The sequence below is a fragment of the Bradyrhizobium sp. AUGA SZCCT0169 genome (genome assembly GCF_018130085.1).
Lineage (GTDB): Bacteria > Pseudomonadota > Alphaproteobacteria > Rhizobiales > Xanthobacteraceae > Bradyrhizobium.
Genome location: NZ_JAFCMC010000031.1, coordinates 54,101 through 68,265, shown reverse-complemented (window position 1 = coordinate 68,265; position 14,165 = coordinate 54,101). Strand labels below are relative to the sequence as shown.

At 62.8% G+C, this 14,165-nt stretch carries 12 protein-coding genes; 8 read left to right on the top strand and 4 right to left on the bottom strand.

The window, feature by feature from the left end; all coding sequences use genetic code 11:
- Nucleotides 1-8: 8 nt before the first annotated feature.
- The 3 genes from JQ609_RS26920 to JQ609_RS26910 form a co-directional block, all read right to left on the bottom strand.
- Complete coding sequence (locus tag JQ609_RS26920) at nt 9-1,163, bottom strand: alpha/beta hydrolase (RefSeq protein WP_212275915.1); 1,155 nt, start codon at nt 1,161-1,163, stop codon at nt 9-11.
- A gap of 204 nt (nt 1,164-1,367) precedes the next feature.
- The gene (locus JQ609_RS26915; RefSeq protein ID WP_212275913.1) at nt 1,368-2,906 is read right to left on the bottom strand and encodes an acyl-CoA synthetase; all 1,539 of its coding nucleotides are present in this window, start codon (nt 2,904-2,906) and stop codon (nt 1,368-1,370) included.
- A 210-nt stretch (nt 2,907-3,116) separates the two neighbouring features.
- Complete coding sequence (locus JQ609_RS26910) at nt 3,117-4,289, bottom strand: acetyl-CoA C-acetyltransferase (RefSeq protein WP_212275911.1); 1,173 nt, start codon at nt 4,287-4,289, stop codon at nt 3,117-3,119.
- A gap of 148 nt (nt 4,290-4,437) precedes the next feature.
- Between JQ609_RS26910 and JQ609_RS26905 the strand changes: the two genes are divergently transcribed.
- The 8 genes from JQ609_RS26905 to JQ609_RS26870 all read left to right on the top strand — a co-directional run bounded on the left by JQ609_RS26905 (nt 4,438) and on the right by JQ609_RS26870 (nt 13,540).
- Nucleotides 4,438-5,103 (top strand): TetR family transcriptional regulator, encoded by a 666-nt coding sequence (locus JQ609_RS26905; RefSeq protein WP_212206088.1) that lies wholly within the window; start codon nt 4,438-4,440, stop codon nt 5,101-5,103.
- A gap of 85 nt (nt 5,104-5,188) precedes the next feature.
- Entirely contained in the window at nt 5,189-5,947 is a 759-nt protein-coding gene (locus JQ609_RS26900; protein ID WP_212206090.1) for an SDR family NAD(P)-dependent oxidoreductase, read from the top strand.
- 193 nt (nt 5,948-6,140) lie between these two features.
- On the top strand, nt 6,141-6,947 hold the full coding sequence (locus JQ609_RS26895) for an enoyl-CoA hydratase/isomerase family protein (RefSeq protein WP_212275909.1): 807 nt from the start codon (nt 6,141-6,143) through the stop codon (nt 6,945-6,947).
- Nucleotides 6,948-6,987: 40 nt separating this feature from the next.
- Complete coding sequence (locus tag JQ609_RS26890) at nt 6,988-8,859, top strand: AMP-binding protein (protein WP_212206094.1); 1,872 nt, start codon at nt 6,988-6,990, stop codon at nt 8,857-8,859.
- Between the two features lie 111 nt (nt 8,860-8,970).
- Entirely contained in the window at nt 8,971-10,098 is a 1,128-nt protein-coding gene (locus JQ609_RS26885) for an acyl-CoA dehydrogenase family protein (RefSeq protein ID WP_212275907.1), read from the top strand.
- 115 nt (nt 10,099-10,213) lie between these two features.
- A complete protein-coding gene (locus JQ609_RS26880; protein ID WP_212275905.1) occupies nt 10,214-11,461 on the top strand; it encodes an acyl-CoA dehydrogenase in 1,248 nt (415 codons plus the stop codon).
- A gap of 118 nt (nt 11,462-11,579) precedes the next feature.
- Entirely contained in the window at nt 11,580-12,824 is a 1,245-nt protein-coding gene (locus JQ609_RS26875; protein ID WP_212206100.1) for an acyl-CoA dehydrogenase, read from the top strand.
- A gap of 2 nt (nt 12,825-12,826) precedes the next feature.
- Nucleotides 12,827-13,540, top strand: coding sequence for a nitroreductase (locus JQ609_RS26870; RefSeq protein ID WP_212275903.1), 714 nt, complete (start codon nt 12,827-12,829; stop codon nt 13,538-13,540).
- 110 nt (nt 13,541-13,650) lie between these two features.
- On the opposite strand, the gene JQ609_RS26865 is transcribed toward JQ609_RS26870, so the two are convergent.
- On the bottom strand, nt 13,651-13,896 hold the full coding sequence (locus tag JQ609_RS26865; RefSeq protein WP_192737077.1) for a hypothetical protein: 246 nt from the start codon (nt 13,894-13,896) through the stop codon (nt 13,651-13,653).
- Nucleotides 13,897-14,165: the final 269 nt, after the last annotated feature.

Sequence of the window (14,165 nt, the reverse complement as noted above, 5' to 3'; positions counted from 1 at the left end):
CGCCAACCCTAGCGCGCAGATTTGGCCTTTTCCAAAAACTGCAGCAGCAGCCGGCTCACTTCTGCTGACTGTTCCTGCTGTACCCAATGGCCGGCGCCATCGACGAGATGACAGCCGATCATGTTGGTGCAGGCTTTTGACTGCATAGCCTCGAACACGCCGGGGCGCTGGTAGGTGCCCCAATCCTGCTTGCCCGAGATGAAGGCCGAGGGCACGTCGATGGTGCGGCCCGACCAGGTCTGCAATTCAGGCAGAAACGCGCCGGACGTGCCGCAGCGATACCATTGCAAGCCGCCCTGAAAACCGGTGCGGGTATATTCGGCGCTGTAGAACGAGAGTTCGCTGTCCGGCAGCCATGTGTTTGCGGCGATGGCGGCGGCAGAGGGCATTTCCTGGGCGACGGTCGCGGCCATGTCCTTTACAAAATCCATCACATAATAGGTCGGCAGTTTGGCGATTTCGGCCGCCGTCCATGATTTCAGCGGATAGGGCGCGTTGTCTTTCCAGTCCGCGCTCTTGTGATGGTAGTAGGCGCGCAGGAAATCATGCACGCCCTGCGGCGCGTGATGCATGTTGGCGTTGGCCTCGCGCGTCGAATAGTACCACTGGTAATGTTTGCGCGGCCTCGGCAGCGCCGCCAACTCGCGATGGATGGGGTCTTCCGCGGCCGGCTTGGCCGGTGCATCCGCGGTGTTGAACGGCAGCGCCGGCGGCCCTGCGAACGGTGCGCTCATCAGCGCGACCGACCGGAACACATCCGGCCGCAGCAGCGCGCACCAGGCCGCGACCGACGAGCCGAAATCATGCCCGATCACGGCATCGACGCTTTTGTAGCCGAACGCCGACACCAGCCCGAGCGCGTCGCGCACCAGGTTGGTCAGCCGGAACGAGGCGAGATCGCCGTCGTAATTGGCATCCCACCCCGTGGTGCGGCCATAGCCGCGCTGGTCCGGCGCGATCACGTGATAGCCGGCAGTCGCCAGCTGCGGCATCACCTTGCGCCAGCTGAACGCGAGCTCGGGAAAGCCGTGCAGCAGCAGCACGCAGGGCCGGCCGCGGGTCTCAAAGCCGGCTTCGAGCACATGCATGCGCAGGCCGTTGATACCTTCGACGTAACGCGAGCGGATGCCGGAGGGGAGCGGGATGTCGGGGAGATCAGCCATGGGTTCTCGCCTTTCTTCCCCTCTCCCCTTGTGGGAGAGGGTGGACGCGATGCGGAAGCATCGCGGACGGGTGAGGGGTCTGTCTCCGCGGATAGAGACCCCTCATCCGGCGCTTTAGCCGATGCAAAGCATCGGCGTTCTTAGAACGGCGGCCGAAAGGCCGCCTATGCCACCTTCTCCCATAAGGGGAGAAGGGAAGGAAGCCTACCCCTTCGGCTTCGGCCAATACCGGTCCCGCAGATGCCGCTTCACCAGCTTGCCGGTTGGTGTGCGCGGCAGTTCGGCCTCGAAGTCGATGCTCTTGGGGCATTTGATCGGCGACAAATGCTTGCGGCAGAACAGGATCAGTTCGGCCTCGAGCTCCTTGCCGGCTCTGGCCATGTCATGCGGCTGCACCACCGCTTTGACCTCTTCGCCCATTTCCTCGTTCGGCACGCCGAACACCGCGACGTCGGCCACACCGGGATGGGTGATCAGCACGTCCTCGGTCTCCTGCGGGTAGATGTTCACGCCGCCTGAAATGATCATGTAGCTCTTGCGGTCGGTGAGGTAGAGAAAGCCCTCGTCGTCGAGATAGCCGACGTCGCCGAGCGTCGACCAGCCGCGCTCGTTGTAGGCGCGTTTCGTCTTCTCGGGATCGTTGTGATAGGCGAACACAGGCGCATCTGCAAAATACACCGTGCCGATCTGCCCGGTGGGCGCTTCCTGGTCGTTCTCGTCCAGAATCTTGACCTTGCCAACCACGGCGCGGCCGACGGTGCCGCGATGGCTCAGCCATTGCTGCGAGTTCGATACGGTGACGCCGTTGCCCTCGGAGCCCGCGTAATACTCGATCAGGATCGGTCCCCACCATTCGATCATCTTGGCTTTCACATCGACCGGGCAGGGCGCGGCGGCGTGGATCGCGCCCTTCAACGTCGAAACGTCGTAGCGCGCGCGCACCTCCTCCGGCAGCTTCAGCATGCGCACGAACATGGTGGGCACCAGCTGCGACTGGGTGGCCTTGTATTTTTCGACCAGTTTCAAAAATTCCTCGGCGTCGAAGGACTCCATGATGATGGAGGTGCCGCCGAGGATGGTCGCCATCATGTTGAAGCGCAGCGGTGCCGCGTGATAGAGCGGTGCGGGCGACAGGTAGATGCTGTCAGCGTTCATGCCGCACATGTCGCCGCAGAGGACTTTCAGGAACTGGTTGGGCACGTCGATCCTGTTGCCCTCGAACGCCTTCTTGATGCCTTTCGGCCGTCCGGTCGTGCCCGACGAATACAGCATGTCGTAGCCGGCAACCTCGTCCGCGATTGGCGTCGTCGGTTGCGCAATCGCTTCCTTGTCCCAGGAGCGGAAACCTTCCTGGGGCTCGTCGACCATGAAGAACAGCGGTTCGCGCGGCTCGCCCTTGATCAGGCCTTGCACCTTCTCGGCGCATTTCGGCGTGGTGATGAAGGCCTTGGCGCCGCAATCCTTGATGATGTAGGCGATTTCGTCCTCGGTGAGATAGCGGCTGATCGCGGTGTAATAGAGCCCGGCGCGCTGCGCCGCCCAGCAGATCTCCATGAACGCCAGGCGGTTCTCCATCAGGAACGCGATGTGGTCGCCGGCCTTCAGGCCGAGCGAGCGGAACAGATGGGCGCCCTGGTTCGAGAGTTCGTCGAGCTCGCGATAGGTGATTGCTTTTCCGGTGCCCGCCATCTGGTAGGCGATCTTGTTCGGATGCGTGCGGGCGTAGATCGACGGGTGGGTCATGGAAGAATCCTGAAACAATCACCGGTGTCGTCCCGGCCCAAATGCGCAATTGCGCATCAGGAGCCGGGACCCATAACCACCGAATTGAGTTATTGAAATCGGCTGGAGCTCCAGCTTTGCATAACCACAAAGTGCTGTGGTCATGGGTCCCGGCTCAAGGCCGGGACGACACCATTTTTTTTCGCAACACCTGCAGCCAGCGGCTACTGCTTACAGCCGTTCCACAATCGTCACGTTCGCCATGCCGCCGCCTTCGCACATGGTCTGCAGGCCATAGCGCTTGCCCCGCTGCTTCAGCGCGTTGACCAGCGTGGTCATCAGCTTGGTGCCGGAGCCGCCGAGGGGGTGGCCGAGCGCGATGGCACCGCCATTGACGTTGAGCCGCTCAGGATCGGCACCCGTGGTCTTCAGCCACGCCACCGGCACGGCGGCAAAGGCCTCGTTGACCTCAAACAGGTCGATGTCGTTAACCGACATGCCGGCCTTCTCCAGCGCGCGCTTGGTGGCGTGCAAGGGCGCGTCCAGCATGATCACGGGATCGCCGCCCATCATGGTGAGGTGATGGATCCGCGCCAGCGGCTTGACGCCGAGCGATTTGAGGCCCTTTTCGTTGACGACCATCACGCCGGAGGCGCCGTCGCAGATCTGGCTGGCGCTGGCGGCGGTGTGCTTGCCGTTCTCGGCGATCAACTTGACGCCCTTGATGCCGTCGAGGCTGGCGTCGAAGCGGATGCCTTCGTCGATATGGTGGGTGTCGGTCGAGCCGTCGGCGCGGGTGATCTGCAGCGAGACGATCTCGTCCTTGAACTTGCCGGCTTGCGTCGCCGCAATCGCGCGCTGGTGGCTGTTGTAGGAATAGGTATCGAGTTCATCCTTGGAGAGACCGTATTTCTCCGCCATCATTTCAGCGCCGGTGAACTGGCTGAACATGATGTTCGGATAAAGCTTCTCGATGCCGGGGCTCTTGTAGTGGCCAAAGCCGTTCTTGGCCGGCAGCGACGACGCCAGGCCCATCGGCACCCGCGTCATCGATTCAACGCCGGCCGCGATCACGCAATCCATGGTGCCGGACATCACCGCCTGCGCCGCGAAATGCAGCGCCTGCTGCGACGAGCCGCACTGGCGGTCGATCGAGGTGGCGGGCACGCTTTCGGGAAGCTTCGAAGCCATCACGGCGTTGCGGCCGATATTGTTGGACTGTTCGCCGGCCTGCATCACGCAGCCCATGATGACGTCTTCGACCTGTGCGGGATCGACGCCGGTGCGGTCGATGAGGGAATCCAGCACGGAGGCGGCGAGATCGGCCGGATGCCAGCCTGCGAGACGTCCCCCCTTGCGGCCACCGGCGGTGCGAGCGGTGGCAACGATATAGGCCTCGGCCATGTCTGTTCTCCCTGAATTGTTGTTGGATGGCTTTTGAATGATGGGCCGGATTTAAGGGGCGCCCCGGGATTTAGTCAATCAATCAATTAACTCTTGAGTGCAGCCGCGGCATGCGCTTATGTGCGGCCCGGATTTCCGGCAGGCAGTGATGGCATCAGGGTTGAATACCAGCATACCGACCAAACTTACGGCCGGCAAAAACTCCACCGCCGAGAAGCTGCTCGTGGCGGCAAGCGAGTTGATGATCGAGCGCGCCTCGATCGAGGTGTCACTGTCAGACATCGCACAGAAATCCGGCGTCAACGCCGCTTTGGTGAAATATCATTTCGGCAACAAGGACGGCCTGTTGCTGGCGCTGTTGGCGCGCGATGCCGCAACCGAAATGTCGCAGCTCGAATATCTGATCAGCCAGCCGATCTCGCCGACCGCCAAACTCAAGCTGCATATCGGCGGCATCATCCGCGCCTATTACCAATTCCCGTACATGAACCGGCTGATCCACTATCTGCTGCATGAAAGCAGCACGGAAGCGGCCGACGAGGTTTCAAAATTCTTCGTCGCGCCCTTGCTGGATTTCCAGCGGCGGCTGCTCGCCGAAGGCATCAAGGCGGGCGAGTTCCGCAACATCGATCCCGTGATGTTTTACACCAGCCTGGTCGGCGCCTGCGATCACCTGTTCTTCGGCCGCCACGCGATGTCGCGCGCGACCGGCGTCGGTCCGGTGACCGACGAAGTCTGCCGCCAATACATCAAGCACATGGAAGCGCTGATCTGCGGCGGAATGTTGAATGGGCGAGTAGCGAATAGCGAATAGCGAATGGTTCATCATCCATTCGCTACTCGCCATTCGCCATTCGCCATCTAGAGAAGAAACGCACAAGGAAGGAAAGGTTGTTACCATGCAGTTACAAGACGTTGCCGTTCTCATCACCGGCGGTGGCTCCGGACTCGGTGCCGCTACCGCCCGCGCCATGGCCGCCAAGGGCGCGAAAATCGGCGTGATCGACCAGAACAAGGAAAACGCCGAAGCAGTCGCCGCCGAAGTGAAGGGCGTCGCCCTGCATGCCGACGTCACCGACGAGGAAGCGATCAAGGCTGCGATCGCCAAGGCCGAAGCCGCGCACGGCATCGCGCGCGTGCTGATGAACTGCGCCGGCATCGGCGGCTCGCAGCGTACCGTCGGCAAGGACGGCGTCTATCCGCTGGCCAAATTCGTCCGCATCATCAACGTCAACCTGATCGGCACCTTCAACGTGCTGCGCCTGTTCGCCGAACGGCTCGCCACCGCGCCCCCGATCGGCGAAGAGCGCGGCGTCGCCATCAACACCGCCAGCGTCGCGGCCTATGAAGGCCAGATCGGCCAGATCGCCTATTCGGCGTCGAAGGGCGGCGTCGTCGGCCTCACGCTGCCGGCCGCGCGCGATCTCGCCAGCCTCAAGATCCGCGTCAACACCATCGCGCCGGGCCTGTTCCTGACGCCGCTGCTGATGGGATTGAACGAGGAAGCACGAAAGAGCCTCGGCGCGCAGGTGCCGCATCCGGCACGTCTTGGCGATGCTTCCGAGTACGGCAACCTCGCGGTCCACATCGTCGAGAACCCGATGCTCAACGGCGAAACCATCCGCCTCGACGGCGCCATCCGCATGGCGCCGCGGTAGGCATTCTTCCTTCTCCCCTTGTGGGAGAAGGTGGCGCGAAGCGCCGGATGAGGGGTTCTATCCGCAGAGAAAGTTCGATTGCGGAGCCAACCCCTCACCGCATCGAATGCACGGCCAATGCCTGAGATGCCCTCTCCCACAAGGGGAGAGGGCGCAGCAACTGGCGCCGCGCTCGCGGATGCAGGAGTACAACGTGACTCAACCGCTGCTGATCGAACACCACGACGGGGTCGACCGGGTGACGCTCAATCGCCCTGAAAACCTCAACGCGCTCAACCCCGACATGATCGATGCGTTGAATGCCCATTTCGAAGGCCTGCAGCGCAACCGCACCACGCGCGTGGTGGTGCTGAAGGGCGCCGGCGAGAATTTCTGCGCCGGGCTCGATCTCAAACACGCGATGAAACGCCGCGCCGGGCAGCAGGAGCCTCCCGGCGTCACCGAGTCGCTGGATTCGCAGCGCCGGATCGCCGACATCGTGATGCTGATGCGGCGTTGCCCGCAGCCGATCATCGCGCTGGTGCAGGGCGCCGCGGCCGGCGGCGGTTTCGCGCTGGCGCTGGCGGCGGATATTCGCATCGCCACCAGATCGGCGCGGATGAACTGCGCCTTCATCAAGCTCGGCCTCGGCGGCTGCGATATCGGCACGAGTTACTTCCTGCCGCGGCTGGTTGGCGTCTCCGTGGCGTCGGAACTGATCCTCACCGGACGCTTCATCGGCGCGGAGCGCGCGCTCGCGGTTGGGCTCGTGTCGGAAGTGGTCGAGGAAGGCGCGCTCGATGCGGCAGCGGAACCTTATGTCGAGGCGATGATGACGGCCTCGCCGGTGGGCCTCCGGCTCTCCAAGGAATGCCTCAACATGAGCGTCGACGCCGGCTCGATCGAAGCCGTGATCGCGATGGAAGACCGCAATCAGGTGCTGTGCAGCCGCTCGGAAGAATTCAGCGAAGGCATCAGGGCCTTCCTTGAAAAGCGAAAGCCTGTCTATATCAAACGCTAGAATAAGATCCGCAAAGGATAGAATTCCGGGAGACGCAATAATGAGTGGGAATGCCGCCGCGGTGCTCACAAAACCCGGCTTTCGCAAGATCGAATGGCTGCCGCGCGACATCGACGTCGAGCGCCGTCCGGATGGCGTCATCGTTCTGAAGTCGCGCATTCCGCTGCAGTCTTACCAGAAGCACATTCCGGCCTCGCTGGCGAAATGGGCAAAGCAAGCGCCCGATCGCATCTGGCTGGCGCAACGCGGCGGCGCGGAACGGCAATGGCGGAAAGTTTCCTACGGCGAAGCCAAGCGCACCGTCGATGGGCTGACGCAGGGCCTGCTCAACCTCGGCGTTGCAGATGGCCGCCCCGTCACCATTCTGTCAGGTAATTCGATCGAGCACGCGCTGATGACGCAGGCCGCGATGCAGGCGCGCCTGCCGGCGGCGCCGGTTTCGCCCGCCTATTCGCTGATGAGCCAGGATCACCTCAAGCTCAAATATCTCTTCAACCTGATCAAGCCTGCGGTCGTGATGGTGCAGGACGGTCCGACCTTCGAGAAGGCGCTTAGAGCTATCGACCTCACCGGCGTCACCGTCGTGCATGTGCTGCGTCCCTGCGAGGGCATCAAGAGCGTCTCCTATGCCGATCTTGCGGCGACGCCGGTGACGAAGGCAGTGGAAGAGTCGATCGCACAAATCACGCCGAATACGATTGGAAAACTGCTGTTCACCTCGGGCTCGACCGGCATGCCCAAGGCCGTCATCAACACCCAGGAGATGATGTGCGCCAATGCGGCGATGATGATGCAGGTGCGGCCGCGCGATCCGAACGGGCCGATCGCGACCATGCTGGACTGGATGCCGTGGAATCACACCATGGGCGGCAACGCCGCATTCCATCCGATCCTGGTCGATGGCGGCACGCTCTATATCGACGACGGAAGGCCGATGCCGGGCCAGTTCGAGGAGACGCTTCGCAATCTGCACGAGGTGTCGCCGACCTATTACGCCAACGTGCCTGCGGGGTATGCGGCGCTGGCGGCGGCGATGGAAAAGGATGACGCGCTGTGCCGCAGCTTCTTCAAGAATTTGACCGTCATGGCCTATGGCGGCGCGCGGCTGCCCGACGATCTCTATGACCGCATGCAGGCGCTGGCGGTGAAGACATCAGGCGAGCGCATCGTGTTCTATACCGGCTGGGGCTCGACCGAGACCGCGCCGACCTCCACCGGCACCTATTGGGACACCGAGCGCGTCGGCTTGATCGGGCTGCCGTTCCCCGGCGTCGAGCTGAAAATGGTGCCATGCGGCTCGAAATATGAGTTGCGGCTGCGCGGCATCAACGTCACCCCCGGCTATTTCGGCCAGCCCGATCTGACGAAGAAGATGTTCGACGAGGAAGGCTTTTACTGCATCGGCGATGCTGGTGTGTTCGTCGATGACAACGATCCGCTGCAGGGCATCATCTTCGCCGGCCGCGTGGTCGAGGACTTCAAGCTCACCACCGGCACTTTTGTTCACGTCGGCTCGCTACGGACCGACGCCATCGCCGCCGCGACCCCTGCGGTGCATGACGCGCTGGTCGCGGGACAGGACCGCGAATTCATCGGGCTGCTGGCCTGGCCCAATTTGCACGCCTGCCGGCAACTCGTCGGCAATCCCGACGCGACGTTTGAAGATGTGGTTGGGCATCCCGAGGTGATCGCTTGCGTCAAGCACGGGCTGGAAGCGCACAACGCGTCCTGCACCGGCAGCAGCATGCGGATCGCCCGCGCCATGCTGATGGCGGAGCCGCCCTCCATCGACGGCAACGAACTCACCGACAAGGGCTACATCAACCAGCGCGCCGGCTTAGAGCGCCGCGCCGCGCTGGTGGAGAGGCTTTATGCCGACAAGCCGGGAGACGACGTGATCATTTTGAACTGATCGTAGGATGGGTAGAGCGCAGCGAAACCCATCATCCGAACCAAGACCATTGATGGGTATCGCTTCGCTCCACCCATCCTACAGAGCCATCATCAACCCGAGTAACACGCCATGAATTTCGATTTCTCCGACGAACAAAAGCAGATGCGCGACGCGGCGAGAAAATTCCTCGCCGAGAAGTGCCCGCCGAAAGCGGTGCGTGAGGTGCTGGACGGCAAGGCGACCTACGACAAGGCCTTGTGGAAGGGCCTCGCCGAGATGGGCTTTCTCGGTGTTGCGATCCCGGAAGAGTTTGGCGGCGCCGGCGCCGGTCATCTCGAACTCTGCGTGATCGCCGAGGAAATGGGCCGCGCGCTGGCGCCGGTGCCGTTCTCCTCGACGGTGTACCTCGCCGCCGAAGCGTTGCTGCTCGCGGGCAGCGACGCGCAGAAGCAGAAATGGCTGCCGAAGATCGCCTCCGGTGACGTGATCGGCACGCTGGCGCTGTTCGAAGGCAAGGGCAACCCGTCGCCGCAGGCGATCAAGTTGTCGGCCTCCGGCGGTACGCTGAGCGGCGTCAAGAAGCCGGTGCCGGATGGCGCCATCGCCGATTTCGCCGTCGTCGCCGCGCGCACGGGTTCGACCGGCCGCGATGCGGATATCTCGCTGTTCCTGGTCGACCTCAAGGCCGGCGGCGTCGAGGTCAGATCGCTGACCAATATCGATCCGACCCACGGCCAGGCCGAACTGACCTTCAAGAACTGCAAGGCCGAGCCGCTCGGCGCCGCCGGTGAAGGCTGGGGCATTCTAACGCAGGTGCTCGACCGCGCCGCGGTCCTGATGGCGTTCGAGCAGGTCGGCGGTTCCGACCGCGCGCTGGAAATGGGCCGCGACTACGCGCTCGATCGTATCGCCTTCGGCCGGCCGATCGGCTCGTTCCAGGCGGTCAAGCACATCCTCGCCGACATGTATGTCTCGGCGACGCTGGCGCGTTCGAATTGTTATTACGGCGCCTGGGCGCTCTCGACCAACGCCTCGGAATTGCCGGAAGCGGCCGCCGCTGCCCGCATCAGCGCGACGCAGGCGTTCCAGCACTGCTCCAAGAACAACATCCAGGTCCATGGCGGCATGGGTTTCACCTGGGAGTTCGACTGCCACATGTACTACCGCCGCGCCAACGCGACCGCGGTGACGCTCGGCAGTCTGTCCTATTGGGAAGACCAGCTGATCGACCGCATGCGCAAGAAGAACGCGGCTTAAGATTGGTCCGTAGGATGGGTAGAGCGTTAGCGAAACCCATCACCACACGGCAGGAAAGATGATGGGTTTCGCTGCGCTCGACCCATCCTACGAAGCGGATACCGAGGATTGAACCATGAACTTCGATGACACCCCGCAGGAGGCCGCGTTCCGCGCCGAGGCGAAGGCCTGGATCGGGGCCAATGCACCGAAGCAGTACGAGGAAGAACTGCGCAAATCCTCGCTCGGCCGCACCGTGCTCAAGGGCGCCAACATCCTCGAGGTCGCCAAGGCCTGGCAGAAGAAAAAAGCCGACGCCGGCTGGGCCTGCCTGCACTGGCCAAAGGAATATGGCGGCCGCGGCTCGTCGCCGATCGAACGCGTGATCTGGCAGCAGGAGGAAGGCCCGTTCGGCAAGCTCAGCGGCATGTTCATCATCGGCCACGGCATGTGCGGGCCGACCATGATGGCGTTCGCCGGCGAAGAGGAGAAGCGGAAGTACCTGCCGCCGCTGGCCTCGGGCGAGAAGGTCTGGTGTCAGCTGTTCTCCGAGCCCGCCGGCGGTTCCGACGTCGCGGGCCTCCGCACCCGGGCCGAAAAGAAGGGCGATGACTGGATCATCAACGGCCAGAAGATCTGGACATCAGGCGCGCATTATTCGGACTACGGCATCCTGCTGACCCGCACCGATCCCAATGTGGCAAAGCACAAGGGCCTCACCATGTTCTTCCTGGACATGAAGAGCCCGGGCGTCGAGGTGCGACCCATCAAGCAGGCCAGCGGGCAGTCTGACTTCAACGAGGTCTATTTCACCGACGTGAAGATCCCGGATTCGCAGCGGCTTGGCGCCGTCAATGACGGCTGGAACGTCTCGCTGACCACGCTGATGAACGAGCGCATGTCGATCGGCGCCGGCGTTTCCACCGGTTTTCCGGAGCTGTTCGATTTCTGCAACAGCCTGATGCTCGACGACGGTCCCGCGATCGAGGACCGAAATGTGCGATCCAGGCTGGCGAACTATGCGGTGAAGGCGAGCGGGCTGAAATACACCAGCATGCGCGCGATCTCGGCGCTGTCGAAGGGCGATCGCCCGGGACCCGAAAACTCTATCGGCAAGCTGGTGGCGGGCTCGATGGTGCAGGAAGTTGCGATGTATGCGCTCGATTTGCAGGGCGCTGCCGGCGCGCTGAGCGGGCCGGAGGATGCGGAGGTCGCCGGAAAATTCCAGGCCATGCTGCTGCGTGCGCCGGGCACCCGCGTCGAGGGCGGCACCGACGAGATCATGCGCAACATCATTGCCGAACGCGTGCTTGGCCTGCCCGGCGACATCAGGGTCGACAAGGACGTGCCGTTCAACAAGATTCCGACCAAGGGAAGAGCGTAACAAGAATAGTAGGGTGGGTTAGCGAAGCGTAACCCACCATTGCCAGCAACGAAGCTTGATAGAGCTGGTGGGTTACGCCTTCGGCTAACCCACCCTACGAAGAAAAAGAGGTCCGCCAATGAACTTCGACGATACCCCGCAGGAAGCCGAATTTCGCGCCACCGCCCGCAAATGGATGGAGGCCAACGCGCCGAAGAAATACGAGGCGGAGCTTTCCAAATCCTCGCTCGGCCGCATCCGGCTGGAGAAGGAAGAAATCGTCGATGTCGGCAAGGCCTGGCAGAAGAAGAAGGCCGAAGGCGGCTGGGCCTGTCTGCACTGGCCGAAGGAGTATGGCGGCCGTGGCGCCACGCCGATCGAGAAAGTGATCTGGCAGCAGGAAGAGGGCGTCTACGGCAAGCTGACGCAGCCGTTCCAGATCGGTGAGGGCATGTGCGGCCCGACCGTGATGGCGTTCGGCAGCGAGGAGCACAAGCGCCATTATCTGCCGAAGCTTGCGTCCGGCGAACATATCTGGTGTCAGCTGTTCTCCGAGCCGGCCGGTGGTTCCGACGTCGCGGGCCTGCGCACCCGTGCCGAGAAGAAGGGCGACGACTGGATCATCAACGGCCAGAAGATCTGGACCTCGGGCGCGCATTATTCCGACTACGGTCTGTTGATCACCCGCACCGATCCCAACGTGCCCAAGCACAAGGGCCTGACGATGTTCTTCCTCGACATGAAGAGCAAGGGCGTCGAGGTGCGCCCCATTAAGCAGGCCAACGGCATGCAGGAGTTCAACGAGGTGTATTTCACCGATGTGGTGATCCCGGACAGCCAGCGTCTCGGCGCGGTCGGTGACGGCTGGAACGTCTCGCTGACCACGCTGATGAACGAGCGCATGTCGATCGGCTCGCGGCTGGCGACCGGCTTCCCCGAAATGTTCGAGTTCTGCTCCAACCTGATGACGGAAGACGGGCTTGCGATCGACGATCCCGCCACACGCTCCAAGCTGGCGAGTTGGGCGGTAAAGGCCAGCGGGCTGAAATACACCAGCTACCGCGCGATCTCGTCGCTGTCGAAGGGCGAACGTCCCGGACCGGAGAACTCGATCGGCAAGCTGGTGTCGGGCACGATGCTGCAGGACATCGCGACCTATGCGATGGACCTGGAGGGTGCGGCCGGTGCGTTGACCGGCGCCGACGAGGAAGCCGCAAGCGGCCAGTTCCAGCAGATGCTGCTCTCTTCGCCGTCGATGCGTATCGCCGGCGGTACCGACGAAATCCTGCGCAACATCATCGCCGAGCGCGTGCTCGGCCTGCCCGGCGATATCCGTGTCGACAAGGACGTGCCGTTCAACAAGATCCCGACCAAAGGGCGATGACCATGGATGCAAAAGCGCCGAAGGCGCGCTACGCCAGCGAAGATCGCATCGGCGTGCTCGAAGAGTTGCTCGGCGAGCGCTATTCGGTGCGCGCCTTCCTTCCGCGCGAGGTGCCGCGCGAGACCATCGAGCATATTCTCACCGTGTCGCAACGCACCGCGTCATGGTGCAACAGCCAGCCATGGCAGGTGCTGATCGCGAGCGGCGAAGCCAAGGAGCGGTTTCGCAAGGCGATCTATGCCGAGGCTTCGTCGGGCGCCAAGGACGACCATGATTTCACGCCGCCGCGTGAATATCTCGGCGTCTATCTCGAGCGCCGGCGCGAGAGCGGCTTTCAGCTCTACAACACGCTCGGGATCACCAGAGGCGACAAGATGGCCTATGCCAAACAGGCGCTGGAGAATTACAATTTCTTCGGCGCGCCGCATGTCGCTGTCATTCACACCGACGAGCCGCTCGGAGTTTACGGCGCGGTCGATTGCGGCGCCTATGTCGGCAATTTCACGCTGGCGGCGCAGGCGCTCGGTCTCGGCACCATTCCGCAGGCAGCATTAGCGCGGCATTCCGGGCTGATCCGCCGTCACTTCAATCTCGCCGATGACCGGCGCGTGGTCTGCGGCATTTCGTTCGGCTTTGCCGACAATGCGCACAAGGTCAACAGCTACCGGACCTCGCGCGCAAGCGTGGCCGATACCGTCACCTTCTTCGACGAATAGAACACCTAGCGCGACAAACGCGTGAGCGTTTGCGCGGAGATAGCGCGCACAGGAAAAGCCCCGATCGCCAATGGCGGCCGGGGCTTTTCGCTATCTGAATTCAGACGAGATCAGTAGGCGCAGACATTGACGGTGCGCAGGCGCAGGCCGCGACGGGTTTCGACCCAGCGCTGCTGGATGCAGTCGTTGTAGCCGTAGCCGGTGTTGAGGTAGACGCCGCCGAAGCCAAGGCCAAAACCATGGCCCCAATAGCCGTGGTGGTGGTGATGATGGAAGGGGCCGGCGGCGGCGGGCGCAGCAGCGGCGAAGGTGAGGGCGGTGGCGGCGATCAGTCCGAGGGTGACCTTGCGAAGCATCGTATTCTCCAGTTTGTATGGCGCGGGGGCCGTTGTTCGTCCCTGCACCTTCGTCGGCGCGACGTGAATATTCGTTCACGCCGGTTCTGGAGAATCGTGTTTCAGGAGTGTTTCGTGGGACTTCCTTCCCTCTCCCCTTGTGGGAGAGGCATAGGCGGCCTCCGGCCGCCGTCCTAAAATAGAACGCCGATGCTTTGCATCGGCTTCGCGAAGCGAAGACGGGTGAGGGGTTCTCTCCTCACGGTAAGATTTCGAGATGCGGATAGAGA